This window comes from Paenibacillus massiliensis 2301065 = DSM 16942, assembly GCF_000377505.1.
GTDB lineage: Bacteria > Bacillota > Bacilli > Paenibacillales > Paenibacillaceae > Paenibacillus > Paenibacillus massiliensis.
Map to the genome: position 1 here is coordinate 1 of NZ_KB898207.1, position 16,086 is coordinate 16,086.

General features: G+C 47.8%; 16 protein-coding genes, 1 rRNA gene and 1 other RNA gene. 1 reads left to right on the forward strand and 17 read right to left on the reverse strand.

Translation table 11 applies throughout. From position 1 onward, the window contains the following. From D328_RS0126510 to D328_RS0126575, 15 genes are all read right to left on the reverse strand, one after another. Positions 1-72: ribosomal RNA gene (locus D328_RS0126510) — 16S ribosomal RNA — on the reverse strand; the annotation flags it as partial. Between the two features lie 443 nt (positions 73-515). Then, a complete protein-coding gene (locus D328_RS0126515; protein WP_018888075.1) occupies positions 516-782 on the reverse strand; it encodes a pro-sigmaK processing inhibitor BofA family protein in 267 nt (88 codons plus the stop codon). A gap of 1 nt (position 783) precedes the next feature. Further along, a complete protein-coding gene (locus tag D328_RS29855) occupies positions 784-1,098 on the reverse strand; it encodes a hypothetical protein (RefSeq protein ID WP_018888076.1) in 315 nt (104 codons plus the stop codon). 298 nt (positions 1,099-1,396) lie between these two features. Continuing rightward, positions 1,397-1,903: a GNAT family N-acetyltransferase gene (locus D328_RS0126525; RefSeq protein WP_018888077.1), complete on the reverse strand. Its 507-nt coding sequence runs from the start codon at positions 1,901-1,903 to the stop codon at positions 1,397-1,399. Between the two features lie 141 nt (positions 1,904-2,044). Then, positions 2,045-2,644, reverse strand: coding sequence for a recombination mediator RecR (recR, locus tag D328_RS0126530; RefSeq protein WP_018888078.1), 600 nt, complete (start codon positions 2,642-2,644; stop codon positions 2,045-2,047). A 33-nt stretch (positions 2,645-2,677) separates the two neighbouring features. Beyond that, positions 2,678-2,989: a YbaB/EbfC family nucleoid-associated protein gene (locus D328_RS0126535; protein WP_018888079.1), complete on the reverse strand. Its 312-nt coding sequence runs from the start codon at positions 2,987-2,989 to the stop codon at positions 2,678-2,680. Between the two features lie 46 nt (positions 2,990-3,035). Then, positions 3,036-4,769, reverse strand: coding sequence for a DNA polymerase III subunit gamma/tau (gene dnaX, locus D328_RS0126540; RefSeq protein WP_018888080.1), 1,734 nt, complete (start codon positions 4,767-4,769; stop codon positions 3,036-3,038). A 191-nt stretch (positions 4,770-4,960) separates the two neighbouring features. Next, positions 4,961-5,226, reverse strand: an RNA gene (ffs, locus tag D328_RS30895) — signal recognition particle sRNA large type. 163 nt (positions 5,227-5,389) lie between these two features. Further along, entirely contained in the window at positions 5,390-5,587 is a 198-nt protein-coding gene (rpmE, locus tag D328_RS0126545; protein WP_018888081.1) for a 50S ribosomal protein L31, read from the reverse strand. Between the two features lie 130 nt (positions 5,588-5,717). After that, on the reverse strand, positions 5,718-6,245 hold the full coding sequence (locus D328_RS0126550) for a hypothetical protein (protein ID WP_018888082.1): 528 nt from the start codon (positions 6,243-6,245) through the stop codon (positions 5,718-5,720). A gap of 56 nt (positions 6,246-6,301) precedes the next feature. Further along, on the reverse strand, positions 6,302-7,579 hold the full coding sequence (locus D328_RS0126555; protein WP_018888083.1) for a radical SAM protein: 1,278 nt from the start codon (positions 7,577-7,579) through the stop codon (positions 6,302-6,304). Positions 7,580-7,718: 139 nt separating this feature from the next. Next, positions 7,719-9,059 (reverse strand): transcription termination factor Rho, encoded by a 1,341-nt coding sequence (rho, locus tag D328_RS0126560; protein ID WP_018888084.1) that lies wholly within the window; start codon positions 9,057-9,059, stop codon positions 7,719-7,721. Positions 9,060-9,321: 262 nt separating this feature from the next. Next, positions 9,322-10,575, reverse strand: a complete 1,254-nt coding sequence (locus D328_RS0126565) for a UDP-N-acetylglucosamine 1-carboxyvinyltransferase (RefSeq protein WP_018888085.1) — start codon at positions 10,573-10,575, stop codon at positions 9,322-9,324. Positions 10,576-10,791: 216 nt separating this feature from the next. Then, positions 10,792-11,646, reverse strand: coding sequence for a class II fructose-1,6-bisphosphate aldolase (gene fba, locus D328_RS0126570; RefSeq protein WP_018888086.1), 855 nt, complete (start codon positions 11,644-11,646; stop codon positions 10,792-10,794). Between the two features lie 484 nt (positions 11,647-12,130). After that, entirely contained in the window at positions 12,131-12,511 is a 381-nt protein-coding gene (locus D328_RS0126575; protein ID WP_018888087.1) for a response regulator, read from the reverse strand. A gap of 312 nt (positions 12,512-12,823) precedes the next feature. Between D328_RS0126575 and D328_RS0126580 the strand changes: the two genes are divergently transcribed. Then, entirely contained in the window at positions 12,824-13,204 is a 381-nt protein-coding gene (locus D328_RS0126580; protein WP_018888088.1) for a hypothetical protein, read from the forward strand. 211 nt (positions 13,205-13,415) lie between these two features. Here the strand turns inward: D328_RS0126580 and D328_RS0126585 are convergent, their stop codons facing one another. Both D328_RS0126585 and rpoE read right to left on the reverse strand, forming a co-directional pair. Then, complete coding sequence (locus D328_RS0126585; protein WP_018888089.1) at positions 13,416-15,017, reverse strand: CTP synthase; 1,602 nt, start codon at positions 15,015-15,017, stop codon at positions 13,416-13,418. Positions 15,018-15,512: 495 nt separating this feature from the next. Continuing rightward, on the reverse strand, positions 15,513-16,058 hold the full coding sequence (gene rpoE / locus D328_RS0126590) for a DNA-directed RNA polymerase subunit delta (RefSeq protein WP_018888090.1): 546 nt from the start codon (positions 16,056-16,058) through the stop codon (positions 15,513-15,515). Between the last annotated feature and the right edge of the window lie 28 nt (positions 16,059-16,086).

Here is a 16,086-nt window from a genome sequence, read left to right on the forward strand (position 1 = left end):
AGTCCGCTCGACTTGCATGTATTAGGCACGCCGCCAGCGTTCGTCCTGAGCCAGGATCAAACTCTCCAATAAAGTTATTGAAAAGAGCGATAGCTCATTTTGAATCTGACGAGATTCATATCTCATTGTTTGAATCCCACTTGCGTGAAATTCGCTCACTCGTTGTTCAGTTTTCAAAGATCAACTTCATTTATTCGTTTCTTTTCTTGCGTTACCACCGCATCTCAGCGGCGACTTTTATAATATAGCATACACTTCACAAATAGGTCAACACCTTTTTTCATTTTTTTCTCCATACGCTATATTTCAACAAAAAAGAGCTTCTCCCCAGAAGCCCCCACACATGGTCTAGACCTATGATTTTGGCATAGTTCCACAGCATAGTTCCACAGCTTACTCCCTCCACATAACTCCCCCATAAGCCTACAGATCTCATTTCGAATATCCATATAGAGCCCGCAGGGTGGAGGACATGATCGCAATGCGCTTCCTCCCCACCATACGCATGACCGCCATCAAGTAAAAAGAGCCAGCTTGATTCCCAGCAGCAACCCAACCCCCGGAAGACCTAAAGTAGCGACGGTCCCAATTGTTACTGGATTTACGGGAATGTATGCATGTGTGATCCAACCTGAGTAGTTCACTACATAGATTGCAACTGCTGCAAGCGCCATATGAGTTACGAATACACCCAACCATCTGAACCCCATGCTCTTCTTGATAAGAATATATACAAGCATAAGTGAAGAGAATGACAGCAGTATCCACAGAACACTCCTCACCCTACAGCACCTCCCCTGTAGCGGCCCTCTCGGCCCCTCCACTCTCTTCACCATCGTTGTCATAATCAGGACGATGTACATTCGCTTGCTTTGCTCGCTTTAGCTGAATCTGATAATTCAACTCTGCTGCCTCCAGCAGAAAAATAGCATAGTCCACCTGATCCTTACCCACGGCTTCCTCAAACATTCTTTGTGCTCTAAGCCAGTCCGCATGAGCAAGGCGGACACCCTCGATAATCTCTGCGTAAAGCTCCGATCTGATTCGTTCCTTGCGGAGCTGATTGCGCAGCTTCTTGCTATACCAGATAGTCATCATCGCGCGCCTCCCTACCATTCGCATCACAGTCTTTCGACTGCCCTCTATTCATTCATATCGAAAAGGGGACAAACTTAGAACCGCATTCTGCTAACAGTACGGAAGGCGAAGAACTCCTCTGAACAAGTCAAGAACTACATTGCTCCAGATGACAAATGCACAATATTCCATAGCGACAACCTAACAACTCTACAACGTTCTGCCTCCGGATCGAACTAATCTAAGAGACAATCCTCAGAAAGAAACCACCTGCATTACCAGAAGACAGACATATCCCTGGGATAATCCTTCAGGTAGTCTAAGGCTGTACAGGCGAAATATGATAGTGATAGAACTTTTTATCCACCCGCATTACCGGGAAGTTACCTGGTAGTTGGTCTACTGTGATCTCAATAAAGCTGTTCTTCTCATAAAAGCGATGAGCAGCTACAAACTGCGGCGTTGTACCCAGATAAATATCGCTAACCTGCCTACTCCCAGCCCAACGAATAGCCTCCTGTAGCAAGCGATAGGCCACCTTCCACTCTGTACCTCTGTACTCATGGTGTACGAACATTTTCCGTAAAGCACTTTGCTGTCGTCCAATATCTAATAGAGCTATCGTACCTATGATCCGGTCTCCGTCCTTAGCTACCCAGAAGTTCCCGTTGCCTCGTTGATAATACTGTTCGATAGCCAATAAATCCGGCTGATCCTCTATCGTGATGGGAATCCGGTATTCCTCCTGCTGGATATGTAATATAAGCTTCGATATCTGTGATTGATCACAGCCTCCATACTCCATGATGTGAATACGCTCGTACATATAATCACCGCCCTATGATCATCTTGATTCCTTTCCACTTCAAACAATGCCATCCTATGACAAAAAAAGCCGCAATAGCGGCTTTTAGGCTTGCCCAAATCCTGGGCTTGGCTATAAAGTTGGATGACAATTATATTTCGCTCAGTTCAACTGACGTCGACCTTCCAATGCCTTGGACAACGTAACTTCGTCTGCATATTCAAGATCTCCACCCACAGGTAATCCATGGGCAATCCGGGTAACCGTCATTTCGAAAGGTCTGACCAGCTTGGAAATATACATAGCCGTCGCTTCTCCCTCGATGTTCGGATTCGTAGCGAGAATTAACTCCTCCACTCGCTCATCACTCAGACGAGTCAGCAGCTCCTTCAGACGAATATCCTCCGGTCCCACACCCTCCATAGGAGAGATGGCCCCCTGCAGCACATGATAATACCCGTTGAACTCCTTGGTGCGCTCCATCGCTACCAAATCCTTGGAATCCTGGACTACACAAATAACCGAGGCATCTCGAGTCTTATCCTGGCAAATCCGGCAGGGATCGGTATCAGTGATGTTGCAGCAGACCGAGCAATAATGGAGATTGCGCTTTACACTGACCAGAGCTTTGGCAAAATCAATCACATCATCTTCCTTCATGTTCAGTACATGAAAGGCAAGACGCGCAGCCGTCTTGGGACCAATGCCCGGCAGGCGTGTAAAAGCATCAATCAGCTTGGCTATCGGTTCCGGATAGTACAATGGTCTGTTGCTCCTTCGTATATAAAGATTAGATTAGAACAGGCCCGGGATCTTCATGCCGCCTGTGAATTTACCCATATCATTATTAGCAAGCTCATCCGCCTTCGTAAGCGCGTCGTTCACAGCAGTCAGGACCAGATCCTGCAACATTTCAACATCATCCGGATCAACAGCCTCTGGCTTGATCGCAATGGACAGAACCTTCTTGTGACCATTCACCTCGACAGTTACTACACCACCACCGGATGTTCCTTCTACAGTCTTGCCTCCAAGCTCTTCCTGTGCCTTCAGCATCTGCTCCTGCATCTTCTTCACTTGCTTCATCATCTGGTTCATATTGTTCATGTTATTCATCTCCTTAATTGGTTTACTAGATAGACTATTAACAGCCCTAGTCTTTAATGACGATCAGATCCTCGCCAAATAACTCCATGGCCTCATCAATCCAGGGCTCCTTCGACTTTCCCGAACCAGCATCCTCCGGCTCCAGTCGGAATTCTTCCTCCTGCTTGGTGGCTGAGCCCTCAATCGCGGAGGACCAATCCCGCAGCATCATCGTCACCAGACGCATAGGTCTGCCCAGCTGCTCTTGAAGCACTCGCTCGATGACCTGACGATTAGCTGCCTTCTCCGTGGTATCACGGTGAATATTGTTCTTGAAGGCTACCAGTACACTATCATCATACACCGATACTGGCTCGCCATCCATGAACCACGCATGGACCGTGACCTTCTCTTCCTTGACCCGCTGTAAAATCTGACTCCATTTTCGAGTAGCCTCGGAAAATTCAGAGCTTCCCTTCTGTGCAACGAATTCACTAAGTTGGGAAGGGAGCTTCGCCGGTGACGACACCCGTGCTGCTGGAGGCTTGGATGGCCCACGCCCTGAAGAGCTTTGTTCCTGTCCCTTGCCAGCTGATAGCCCCGCTTGCAGGGCACCTTCCAGCTTACGTTCCAGGTCTGCCAGCTGCTTACGCAATGCCGTCACCTCGCCACGATCAGCCGCCTCGGCTGATGCCGTAGTCGCCTGACCAGGCGAAGCAGGGACGCTACACAACTTGAGCAAAGCCACCTCAAAGAGTGTCTGCGGCTGTGAAGCATACTTCATACCGTTCTGATAGTGATTGAGTGTGTCAATAATCTGGAACAGCTGTTCACTAGTGAACAGGTCGGCTACCTCTCTGAAATGCTCAGGCTCCAGCAACCTTTGCGTCATACGGTCAGCACCCGGCACCATCTTGACCATCAATAGATCGCGGAAATAGTAGAGCAGATTTTCCATGCACTTATCCGCGCTCTTACCCTCTTGCATGAAGGCATCGATCATCTGTAATACAGTGGCCACATCTTCCGCATGAAGCGCACGTGCCAGCTTGCCGAATTGCTCAGCAGGGATTCCCCCCGTCATACCCAGCACCTGCTGGTAGGTTATAGTCCCATCTGTGAATGAAGCAATCTGATCCAGCAGGCTGATCGCATCCCGCATCCCGCCATCAGACAAACGAGCAATATACTGCAATGCGTCTGGATCAGCAGAGATATTCTCTTGCTCACAGATCCGCGCCAGATGCTGAGACTGTTCTTCAAATGGCACTCGCCGGAAGTCAAAGCGCTGACATCTGGATATAATCGTGGCCGGAAGGCGATGAGGCTCGGTTGTAGCTAATATAAACATTACATGCGTCGGAGGCTCTTCCAGCGTCTTGAGTAATGCGTTGAATGCTTCCGTCGTCAGCATGTGTACTTCATCAATAATATAGACTTTGCGTCTTACCTCGGTCGGTGCATATTTCACCTTATCCCGCAGATCACGAATCTCCTCTACACCGCGGTTGGATGCAGCATCAATCTCCTGCACATCCATGACCGCCCCCGCCGTAATTCGAACACAGGTCTCGCATTCATTACAAGGCTCTACAGACGGCCCACGCTCACAGTTGACTGCCTTGGCCAAAATCTTGGCTGCACTGGTCTTTCCTGTGCCCCGCGGCCCACTGAACAGATAGGCGTGAGAGGTCCTCCCGTCGCGAATAGCATTCTGCAGGGTCTGGATAATATGCTGCTGTCCTACCATGTCTTGGAACGACTGGGATCGCCAAGCACGGTACAACGCTATGTGTTCCAATTCGCGTTACCCTCTTTCAGTTCACTATGGTGACCTTCATCGTGTTACTCATTATACTATAATCCTGAACACAAAAAAACATCTCGCGCTGCTGCGCAAGATGTCGATCGCTAATTTGTATAACCTAATTAAATCCCCATCCAGAGAATATTGATGCTACAGAAAAAAATAGTCCGGTGGATAAAATTAAGCCGTGCACCTGTTATTGATATTGCGACCCGAGCGGCAATCCTGAACATCAGCTCAGGCTAGGCTACCCTCCGGCACAAGAGCGCTCTTGCTTATGGCTGCTTCCTTCCGGACCTGACCAGGTTCACAAGTGCTCATTGCGGAGGACCCAGCCGTCAACGCCAAGCGCAGGGACCAGCCTCACATCAGCAATACCTCTAACAGGAATTCAACCTCGCTATAGCGGATTGCGAGTTACAGGGCACCGCTACCTCCCCATCTAGCACGGTGAAAATAAGTATATCTCAAGCATGTACAAATTGCAACCAACAGGTGTGTGGCAATTATGCCATGATTTGTCCTATCCATTTATCAAGGATAGGCACACAAAAATCCCCCTGCCAAAGACAGGGGGAATGGCTACTAAATGATGCCATCAGGCAACATTCAGATTAGATACCGTATTTCTTCTTGAATTTATCAACACGGCCACCAGCGTCAACAAATTTTTGCTTACCTGTGAAGAAAGGATGGCAAGCGGAGCAAATTTCTACGCGCAGTGCTTCTTTTACGGAGCCGGTTTCGAACGTGTTACCGCAAGCGCAAGTTACAGTTGTCTTGAAGTATTTCGGTTGGATTGCTTGTTGCATTGAGTTTCACCTCTTTCCGCCCTGAGTTTCTTAGTCCACCCAGAGTAATGTAGACACATGAACGAATTATAGCACTACCCATGTTAATATGCAAATACTTTATTGTATTTAAAATACCGCAAAACACACCTTAGTATAAATCCACAATTTGTCTATACTCTTGATCAGGCTCGTGGCTGCTAAAACAGTGCTTGTCCACCTTTTCCCCATTATAGATGTTCATAATGTTCAACTCATAATAAGGATCCTCGTGGGTTGAAATTCGGCCATTATATTGGATTCGCCCGTACTCATCAGACTTCAGGGAAAAAGCACGCTCATGCAGCAAATTCCCCCAATAATCATACCTGTAAGGAGCGCCAAGGAAGGCTTCATAGCGAAAATCAACATGTAGCCATTCATCCTCACGGAGTACATCTATACACCCGATGTTCCACTCTTCAGCACCAGGCTTGAGTATAGTAAGACTTTCCTTTTGGCGAAAACCCTCCTGATCTTGCCATATACTTATAGTATGACAAGGCATACCATAATCCCGATGGAATTCAAGAGCCGTTGCCGGAAGCTTGAATGCACGCTGATACCTGTTCCTGAGTGACGAGTAAGGGGCACCCCTAGTATACTTATCCCACCTCAGCACAACATGCTGTAGCCACATAGACACATCCCGCCTTTTTCACGCGCACTAAAAAATACTTCAATCATCCGGAATTGTTAGAGCAAGGGAATGGATTTCTTGAGGCGTGCACTGCCTTCTGGGGGAACATGTGTGAACGATCCAATTACAACATCCGGCAATTCTTCCCGGTAGATCTCCAGCATCTGCTTCATTCCCAGCACATCGCCTTGGGCTGGAGGAATCAGCTCCAGATAGCTCTCCGGATCAATATTCAGATTCCGCATTTGAATGAGCTTCAGGTCTGTTCTGCGAATGAACTCAATCATCGCTTCAATCTCTTCCTCACGATCGGTTACGCCCGGGAAGATCAAATAGTTAATGGAGGTGTAGACGCCTTGCTTGGCCGCGTAGGTCAGGGACTTCTCGACATTCTCCAGTGTATAACCACGTGGCTTGTAATACGCATTATAATGTCCGTCCAGCGCACTGATCGTACTCACACGCATCAGATCAAGTCCTGCATCCACGATGCCCCGGATATGATCGTTCAGCCCTGCGTTCGTGTTGATATTGATGTAGCCCATATCTGTGATGGATCGAACCTCACGAATCGCTTCGATAATGAGCTTGGCTTGAGTGGATGGCTCTCCCTCACAGCCTTGCCCGAAGCTGATAATCGATTCCGGTGTCTTCAGATGCTCCAGCATCACCTCTACAATCTCCTCCACGCGGGGACGGAAATTCATCCGGGTCTGCGGAGAGACGAAGCCGCTATCCTCCGGTTGCTCCGATATACATCCGAAGCAGCCAGCATTACAGGAATAGGAGACGGGGACTCCACCCTCCCAGCGACCAAGGAAGGTATTCGACGAGGTCAGGCATTCATAACCAAGCGCACAATTGGTTAAATGCTCGTATAGACGATTGTCCGGGTATTGCTGGACCAGTCGCTCTACTCCCCTTTTCACCTGAGTACGGTCACAATGATCTGGGTTCCACTTATCCGGGTTATCGCTCTGTTCAGCAGTTACATAGAAATTACCATCCTTCCACACCACCGCGGCATATCCGAATAAAGGTAACTTATAATCCTTATCGGTCTTCACATAGCCCGGAAGACACAGCCGCGTAAAGCCTTGCGGTAGCAGGGCACCTACGGCTTGCAAATCGCCAGGCAACGGAACCATCTCACCCGTGCTCGGGTCCATACCTATTGGCCGGGTGCTTGGAAGGCTAACCAGAGTAGCTCCCGCTGGTAGAGGGATTAGCTCCTCTTCCATAATCTCGACAATCATATCCGCGCTGCGGGCAAGTCCATGCAAGGAAGCATGGTCATATACATTCCCGTTAGCATCGGCGTATACCAAATACATAAATGGAACTCCTTTCGTTCCTTCCAGTGTAGATTCAAGTTGATTGTAATACGTCACTGAGGGAATCAGACCGCCACACCAACAACCCGTAATAACTCATGCCAGAAAGGCAACGTCGTCGGTGGGAGTCAGAGAATTGTTAGTTCGTGGAGGCTGGTACAGAAGCTGTCGTGGAACGAGACGTTCTACGCTGGCCACTGGTTCCTGTGCCAGAGTTGCTTGTATTATTGCCAAGCGAACTGGTGTCGAAGGACGCCAGGAATTCGGCATTATTCTCACTATTACGCAGCTTCCGCAGGAAGCCTTCTACAAAATCATGACTGTCATTCATATTCTTGCGAATTGCCCAGATCGTATCCAACTCTTCCTTGTTCAGCAGCACCTCTTCACGGCGCGTACCAGATCGACGGATATCGATAGCCGGGAATATTCTCCGTTCCGCCAGCTTGCGATCGAGATGGAGCTCCATATTCCCCGTTCCTTTGAACTCCTCATAGATAATATCATCCATCCGTGACCCTGTATCAATCAGAGCCGTTGCCAGGATCGTCAGGCTACCGCCTTCCTCCACATTACGCGCAGAACCGAAGAACCGCTTGGGACGATGGAATGCAGCAGGATCAATACCACCACTAAGTGTACGGCCAGATGGAGGAATGACCAGGTTGTAGGCACGAGCAAGTCTAGTGATGCTATCCAGCAAGATTACAACATCCTTCTTGGCCTCTACGAGACGCAGTGCACGCTCCAACACCAGTTCAGCAACCTTAATATGATTTTCTGGCAGCTCATCAAAGGTAGACGCAACAACCTCACCCTTTACCGAGCGCGACATGTCCGTAACCTCTTCCGGTCTCTCATCAATCAGCAGCACAAATAACTCAATTTCTGGGTTGTTGGTAGAAATGCTGTTGGCAATTTCCTTGAGAAGCAGTGTTTTACCGGCTTTAGGGGGTGCAACAATCAGTCCGCGCTGTCCAAGTCCGACGGGAGCTAATATATCCATGATGCGAGTAGACAGATTTTTGGGGGATGTTTCTAGGACTAGCTTTTTCTGTGGATAGAGTGGAGTCAGTGCTGGAAAATGCAGCCGTTCAGCAGCATGTTCGGGGCTTTCACCATTCACTGCATTCACTTGCAGCAATCCAAAGTAACGCTCGTTTTCCTTAGGTGCTCGACATTTCCCTGATACCAGATCACCCGTACGAAGATCGAACTTGCGAATCTGTGATGCAGAGATGTAAATATCCTCCGCACTCGGGAGGTAATTAATCGGCCTCAAGAAGCCGTATCCTTCAGGAAGAATCTCCAGAACTCCCTGCATGAACATCAGTCCGCTTTGTTCGGCCTGCGCCCGCAGAATCGCGAAGATGAGTTCCTTCTTCTTCATCTGACCGTAGTAAGGTATCTGGTGCTGTTTCGCCAGTTTATACAAATCGGTCAGCTTCATTTCTTCCAAATTGGAAATTTGCAGATCCATATAATAACCACCTATTCAATTAATAAGTCCATCAGACAGGCACAAAAATCCCATTAAACTATAATTACCCAATTATAGATCGGTTATGCACCTCTTTAAGAATTTATAATATTACAGAGGCTATACAGATATCAAATGTATCCGCAGCCTCTATATCTATCACCTTGTTTGCGGTTAGCCTATCGATACTTCCAGGCAAGATCGCCTATGGAATATATCGGATAATATAACACTCGATGTTAGCTGTGTCAACGCAACCCTACTACTCCGTTTGACGCCACACATCTGCACCCAGCATACGCAGATTCGATACCAAATGATCATAGCCGCGGTCGATGTATTCTACACCCGTAACCTCGGTTATACCTTCTTCGACAGTTAGGCCAGCAATGACAAGTGCCGCACCCGCTCGCAGATCAGAGGCCTTGACCTTAGCTGCATTCAGCGGACTGCCCTCAATGATTGCTGATCGACCTTCCACGCGAATCTTCGCTCCCATACGAACTAATTCCGGGACATGCTTGAAGCGATTACTATATACAAAATCACTCAATACACTGACTCCGCGACTCTGCGTCAGCAGACTGGTCATTGGGGATTGAAGGTCCGTAGCAAAGCCTGGATAGATCAAAGCCTTCACATCAACATGAGCATATTCTGGAGCACCAATGACGCGAATGCTCTCATCATACTCCTCAATACCCACACCCATCTCCTGCATCTTGGCCGTCAGAGCTTCCATGTGCTTGGGGATTACGTTGTCGATCAATACATTGCCACGGGTGGCGGCGGCTGCAATCATGTAGGTTCCAGCCTGTATCCGGTCAGGAATAATAGAGTGTCGGCAGCCATGCAGCTCCGATACACCCTCAATCCGAATGGTCTCGGTTCCTGCTCCTTTAATGCTGGCTCCCATGGAGTTCAATAGTGTTGCCACGTCTATAATTTCAGGCTCTTTGGCCGCATTTTCAATAGTTGTCGCGCCTTTGGCTCTCGCTGCCGCCAGCATAATATTAATGGTAGCACCTACACTGCTCACATCCAGATAAATCTTGGCCCCTCGTAATTCCTTCGCATAAAGATGAATCGCCCCATGCTCATTCTTCACGGTTGCACCAAGTGCCTCAAATCCTTTAATATGCTGATCTATCGGTCTAGGTTCAAAGTTACAGCCACCAGGCAGGCCAATTACAGCCTCCTTAAAGCGTCCAAGCATAGCTCCCATCATATAATAAGAAGCACGCAGCTTCTTCACCGGACCATTCGGCATAGGAATTGACTTGATATCCGAAGGATCAATTCGCATCTGGCTGCCTTCCCAAGCTACAGAGGCCCCGAGCTCCTCCAATATTTCTGCGTACACCGCCACATCACTGAGGAGCGGCAGATTGTCTAATACTACTTCCGACTCCGCCAATATCGCGGCAGGAATCAAAGCGATCGCACTATTCTTAGCTCCGCTGATGGATACCATACCCTGAAGTTTACGTCCGCCGGTGATCATCAATTTTTCCATAATCCAGAAGTTCCTCCTACGTGACTTGCAACTGGTGATGCAGACATGATGCTGAGGTGCTTGTACTGTGAAAGTGGTGAAAATGGAAAGACACCGGCTAAGCGGTGTGCTCTCCATATCATTCTATTCAAATTTGGCTACATTTAGCCGCTAAAGCTTACATTCATGCAGACTTGTCCAATTAGACTCGCCATTCAAAGTGTTGCCTAAGCTAGATTAAGCTTGGTTGTTGGATCCGAATTCGCGGATTTTGCCGATAACTGTTTGTTTGATAGCTTCACGGCCTGGTTTCAGGAATACACGAGGATCATAAGCTTCAGGCTTCTCAGCCAATACTTCGCGCACAACTTTGGAGAAGGAGATTTGGTTCTCAGTGTTCACGTTGATTTTGGAAGTTCCCAGAGAGATTGCTTTCTTGATGTCATGAGTTGGGATACCAGTTCCGCCGTGAAGTACGAGTGGAAGACTTACTGCGTTACAGATCTCTTCCATTTCTTTGAAGCCCAGGTTAGGCTCGCCTTTGTAAGGACCGTGAACGGAGCCAAGAGCTGGAGCCAGTGTATCGATGCCTGTCTCGTTAACGATACGTACGCAATCGTCCAGCTTCGCATACATTACGTCACCAACAACATCGTCTTCCTGACCGCCTACCATACCAACTTCTGCTTCAACGGATACGCCTTTGGCATGTGCATATTCAACGACTTGCTTCGTCGTCGCGATATTAGTATCAATCGGGCTGTGGGAGTCATCGATCATTACGGAAGTGAAACCAGCATCGATTGCTTCTTTACATTTCTCAACGGAAGAACCGTGGTCCAAGTGAATAGCTACAGGAACAGTTACTTTCAGGTCAGCCATCAGACCCTCAACCATTTTTACAACGGTATTGAATCCGCCCATGTAACGAGCTGCACCTTCGGATACACCCAGAATTACTGGGGATTTCTCTTCTTGAGCTGCTTCAAGGATTGCGTGGGTCCACTCCAAGTTATTAATGTTGTATTGACCTACTGCGTATTTTCCTTTCAACGCTTTGTTCAACATGTCTGTCATCGATACTAATGGCATGGTTCATCCTCCTAGGATTATCGTTTGTCTGTATTTGTTTAGCCGACTTACAATACGGGGTTATTATACCACATCCCATGTCAAATACTAAACAAGCATTTACAATCATTGAAGGGAATATTGCACGTTGTTTCATAAGTATTTTTCATAATTCATTCCCAACGTTTATGGGGTTCGCAATATTGACAGGAGGAAGTGCCCTGATCAACACAACGTATAGACGAATAGAATCACTTCGATCTATATGTTGAGGATTGAAGGGCTACCTGTCGATTTATACAATTCCTCACACCAGCACAGAAAATAAATAATCCTTCTTTGAATATTATATCATTCTGAAAGGCCTATTCTAAAGGGTTGAAGGAATTACTCCAGTTGTTAGAAGCCGTCAATGATATGCCGTCTTCCTAGCTGGGCCTTACAGCGGCTTGGCCTACGCACACGACAAAGAAATCCTGCTGGGCGCAGGACTCAACAATCAGCTTTAACGGTTAATTCCACTATGCTGTAAATGTCCATTAACGGCAACTCTCATCTCATCAATATCGAACGGTTTGGTAAAATGCATCAGAGCACCCAACTCTGTCGCTTCCTTGATCATGTCTAATTCTCCATAAGCTGTCATCATGATGACCTTCACGGCTGGCTTCATAGCTTTGATGTGCTTGAGAATCTCCAGTCCATCCATTCCCGGGATCTTCATGTCCAGCAACACAAGATCAGGAACCTCCTGCTCGACAATCTCCAGAGCGATCTTGCCGTTAGGAGCCTGGAATGTCTCGTATCCCTCACTGCTGAACACTTCCATGAGTAGAATACGGATACCGTTCTGGTCATCGACAATCAACACTTTCTTCTTTTCCACATTCTTACCTCCCAAGGTCATGAAAACAACAACAGATGCCTTTCCCTTCAAGTTGCGCAGTATGCCATTGCATCAGATAAGGTTTGATACAAAGATATTCTAGATTGTACGGGGAAATCCTGCACAGATACAAAATTGTGGAAAATATCGTATCTCCAAACTGTAGAAGCAACTTAAAATAAGATACACTATGCCTATGAAAGGGCAACGAATTGATGTGGCGACGTCGGCTTGTCGAGGCATCCCAAATTAGTGTGTTTAGCAGAGTAGTTAAGTAAAGTTCAGTGTATTAACGCAAGGGGAGGGCACACAATGAAGAGCCCATTAAGAAATATTACCGTCGATAATCACGCATTTGTGTACTGGCATTCGGGTGGACCACGCTTTGTCCTACATATCTCACCCAAGGTAGACAAAAATATAAAAATCACGCTCGTCTTTGCAGCCGATCCACCGGACGAAGACCCCTTCACCTCCTGGTGCTTTTACGACATTACTGCACAGAAAAACAATGAACAGACGATCATTCATCTAGGCAAGCCCCGACATATAGCCGAGATCATTGATTATCTGAAGAAGGAGCGGCCAGAGCTCTGGTGTAAGGGGCAACCACACATTATTGAAAATGCATGGGACACGCTGCGGGATATGGGCTACACCAACCTGCGCCCCATTTGGAAAGGTGAATTCTAGTTAGAGTCTGTGCCTAGAGATGCACCTGCTGCATTATGATCATACGTGCCCCTGAACACAAATAGCGCGCATCGGTGAAATTCACCGACACGCGCTATTTAGGTTAGCAATACCCGCTGCTATAACCAACCGGACTGCTACAGATCATTTTTTATTTTATGCCAATGATCCAGACATGCACCTACCGTGCAACGCCCATAATCGATCAAGCTTAGTTTTGCAATTGCAGGGCTGCTTTGACAAATTCACGGAACAGCGGCTGCGGACGGTTCGGACGGGAGGTGAACTCCGGATGGAACTGAACAGCCAGGAACCAAGGGTGATCTGGATATTCGACGATCTCTACCAGACGTCCATCTGGTGAAGTACCGCTGATCTTCAAACCAGTCTTCTCGATCACTTCACGATACTCATTGTTGAACTCATACCGGTGACGGTGTCTCTCATACACCAGCTCATCGTCATAGCAGGCCATAGCCAAGGAGCCTTCTGCCAGCTTACAAGGATACAGTCCTAGACGCATAGTGCCACCCAGATCCTCAATGTCCTTCTGCTCAGGTAGCAGGTCAATAACTGGATATTCAGTCGAAGGGTTAATCTCCGAGCTGTTCGCTCCTTCCAATCCTGCGAGTGCACGAGCAATCTCGATGACGGATACCTGCATACCCAGGCAGATACCGAAGAATGGAATCTGGTTCACACGGGCATAGCGAATAGCACTAATCTTGCCCTCGATACCACGATCACCGAAGCCACCTGGTACCAGAATACCAGCAACTCCGCCCAGAAGTCCTTGTACATTCTCGTCTGTAATCTCCTCTGCATTGACCCAGCGAATCTTCACATCTGCATTGGCATCAAAGCCTGCATGCGAGAGAGATTCCACGATACTCAGGTACGCATCATGCAGAGCTACATATTTACCTACAATGGCAATCTCAACCGTCTTCTCCAGCTTGCTAATCCGTTCAACCAGGCTCTCCCAATCCTTCATATCTGGTGGTGGCGTGGTCAGCTTGAGGTGGTTCACGACAATCTCGTCAAGGCCTTCCTCACGGAGATTAAGCGGTACTTCGTACAAAGTAGAAGCATCGCGGCATTCCACTACAGCATTCGCGTCAATATCACAGAACAGGGCAATCTTGGCCTTCATGTCGGCCGACAGCTCATGCTCGGTGCGGCACACGATCACGTTCGGTTGAATACCGATGCTACGCAGTTCTTTTACGCTATGCTGAGTCGGCTTAGTCTTCACTTCACCGGCAGCCTTGATGTATGGAATGAGGGTTACATGAATGTACATCACATTCTCACGTCCAACCTCACTCTTGATCTGACGGATCGCTTCCAGGAACGGAAGACTCTCGATGTCGCCCACTGTACCACCGATCTCAGTGATGACTACATCGGAACCTGCTTCACGACCAGCACGGAACACGCGCTCCTTGATCTCGTTCGTGATGTGAGGAATAACCTGAACTGTACCGCCCAGATACTCACCACGACGCTCCTTGCTGATGACACTGGAATAGACTTTACCAGTGGTTACATTGCTATTCTTGGACAAGTTAATGTCGATAAAACGCTCATAGTGGCCTAAATCCAGATCCGTCTCTGCGCCATCATCCGTAACGAATACTTCACCATGCTGATAAGGACTCATTGTCCCGGGATCGACATTCAAATAGGGATCGAACTTCTGGATCGTAACCTTCAATCCCCTGTTCTTGAGAAGTCTTCCTAGTGAAGCCGCAGTAATACCTTTACCAAGAGATGATACAACCCCGCCCGTCACGAAAATATACTTTGCCACTGTTTAATACCCTCCTAAATATAGTCCAAAAATTCAGGCGACATTATGATGTTAGCGTAACCCGCCAGATCGTCATCCATCCAGCACGGATCATCATCCATGAAAGAAGGCAGCAGAATGATCTTTCAACCCTGCCGCCTCGCCCTGGTTACCACAGGTGCAAGCACCCTATAAGAAAAACATATATCGTTGTTTTCCTTGCAATATCAGGAAGCTGATGCTCCGTAACTTATACTTCTGACATTATAAAAACAAAAAAAGCACTCCCGCTGTACGGGGCACTTTTTATCACTCGGAATGATTTAATATACATACTAATCATAAGCCCAAGCAATAGTTTACCTTGTGTGTATTGTCGTGTCAAGGAAAGTTGGGACTAGATTTTACAAAAGTTTGCCGCCTCTTCAAACGACTACCTCCAAGGCGTTATAACAGGAAAAAAAGGGCAGACACCCCTGCTATCAAGCAGAGATACTCGCCCTTCTCCAAGTCGAATTAACGATCGTCCGGCTCGCCTTCTTCTTCGGACTCTTCGTCTTCCTCTTCTTCTTCCTCATCCTCAAGATCTTCATCATCAAGGATAACTTCTTCATCCGCATCATCGTCGTCGTCTTCGCCATCGAACAGGTCATCATCCACATCATCGGAATCATCACTGCTGAAGTCGTCGTCCGCGTCGTAGCTTTCCTCTTCCTCGTCCTGATAGTCATCGTCCTCATCGTCTTCATCATTGATGATACGTGGACGCTTGGCGCCTGTAAGGGCGTCTTCGGATTTGTCTACAGGATACCAGCGCTTCAGTCCCCACAGATTCGTGCCGACACAAGCGAACCGCCCATCGATGTTGATTTCCGTATATAGCTGAGCGATAACATCATTAATCTCATCTTCGGTCAAGCCGCGCAATTTGGCGACCTCATTCATCAAGTCACGGTAGTAATAAGGCGTATTGGCTGCTTTGAGCACCATAAACGCCAGATCCACCATAGGAATTTCATGGACCTTCTCAGGGTCAATCTTCAAATTGAGTGGCGTACTCACTAAAGGACACTTCCTCTCACGCATAATT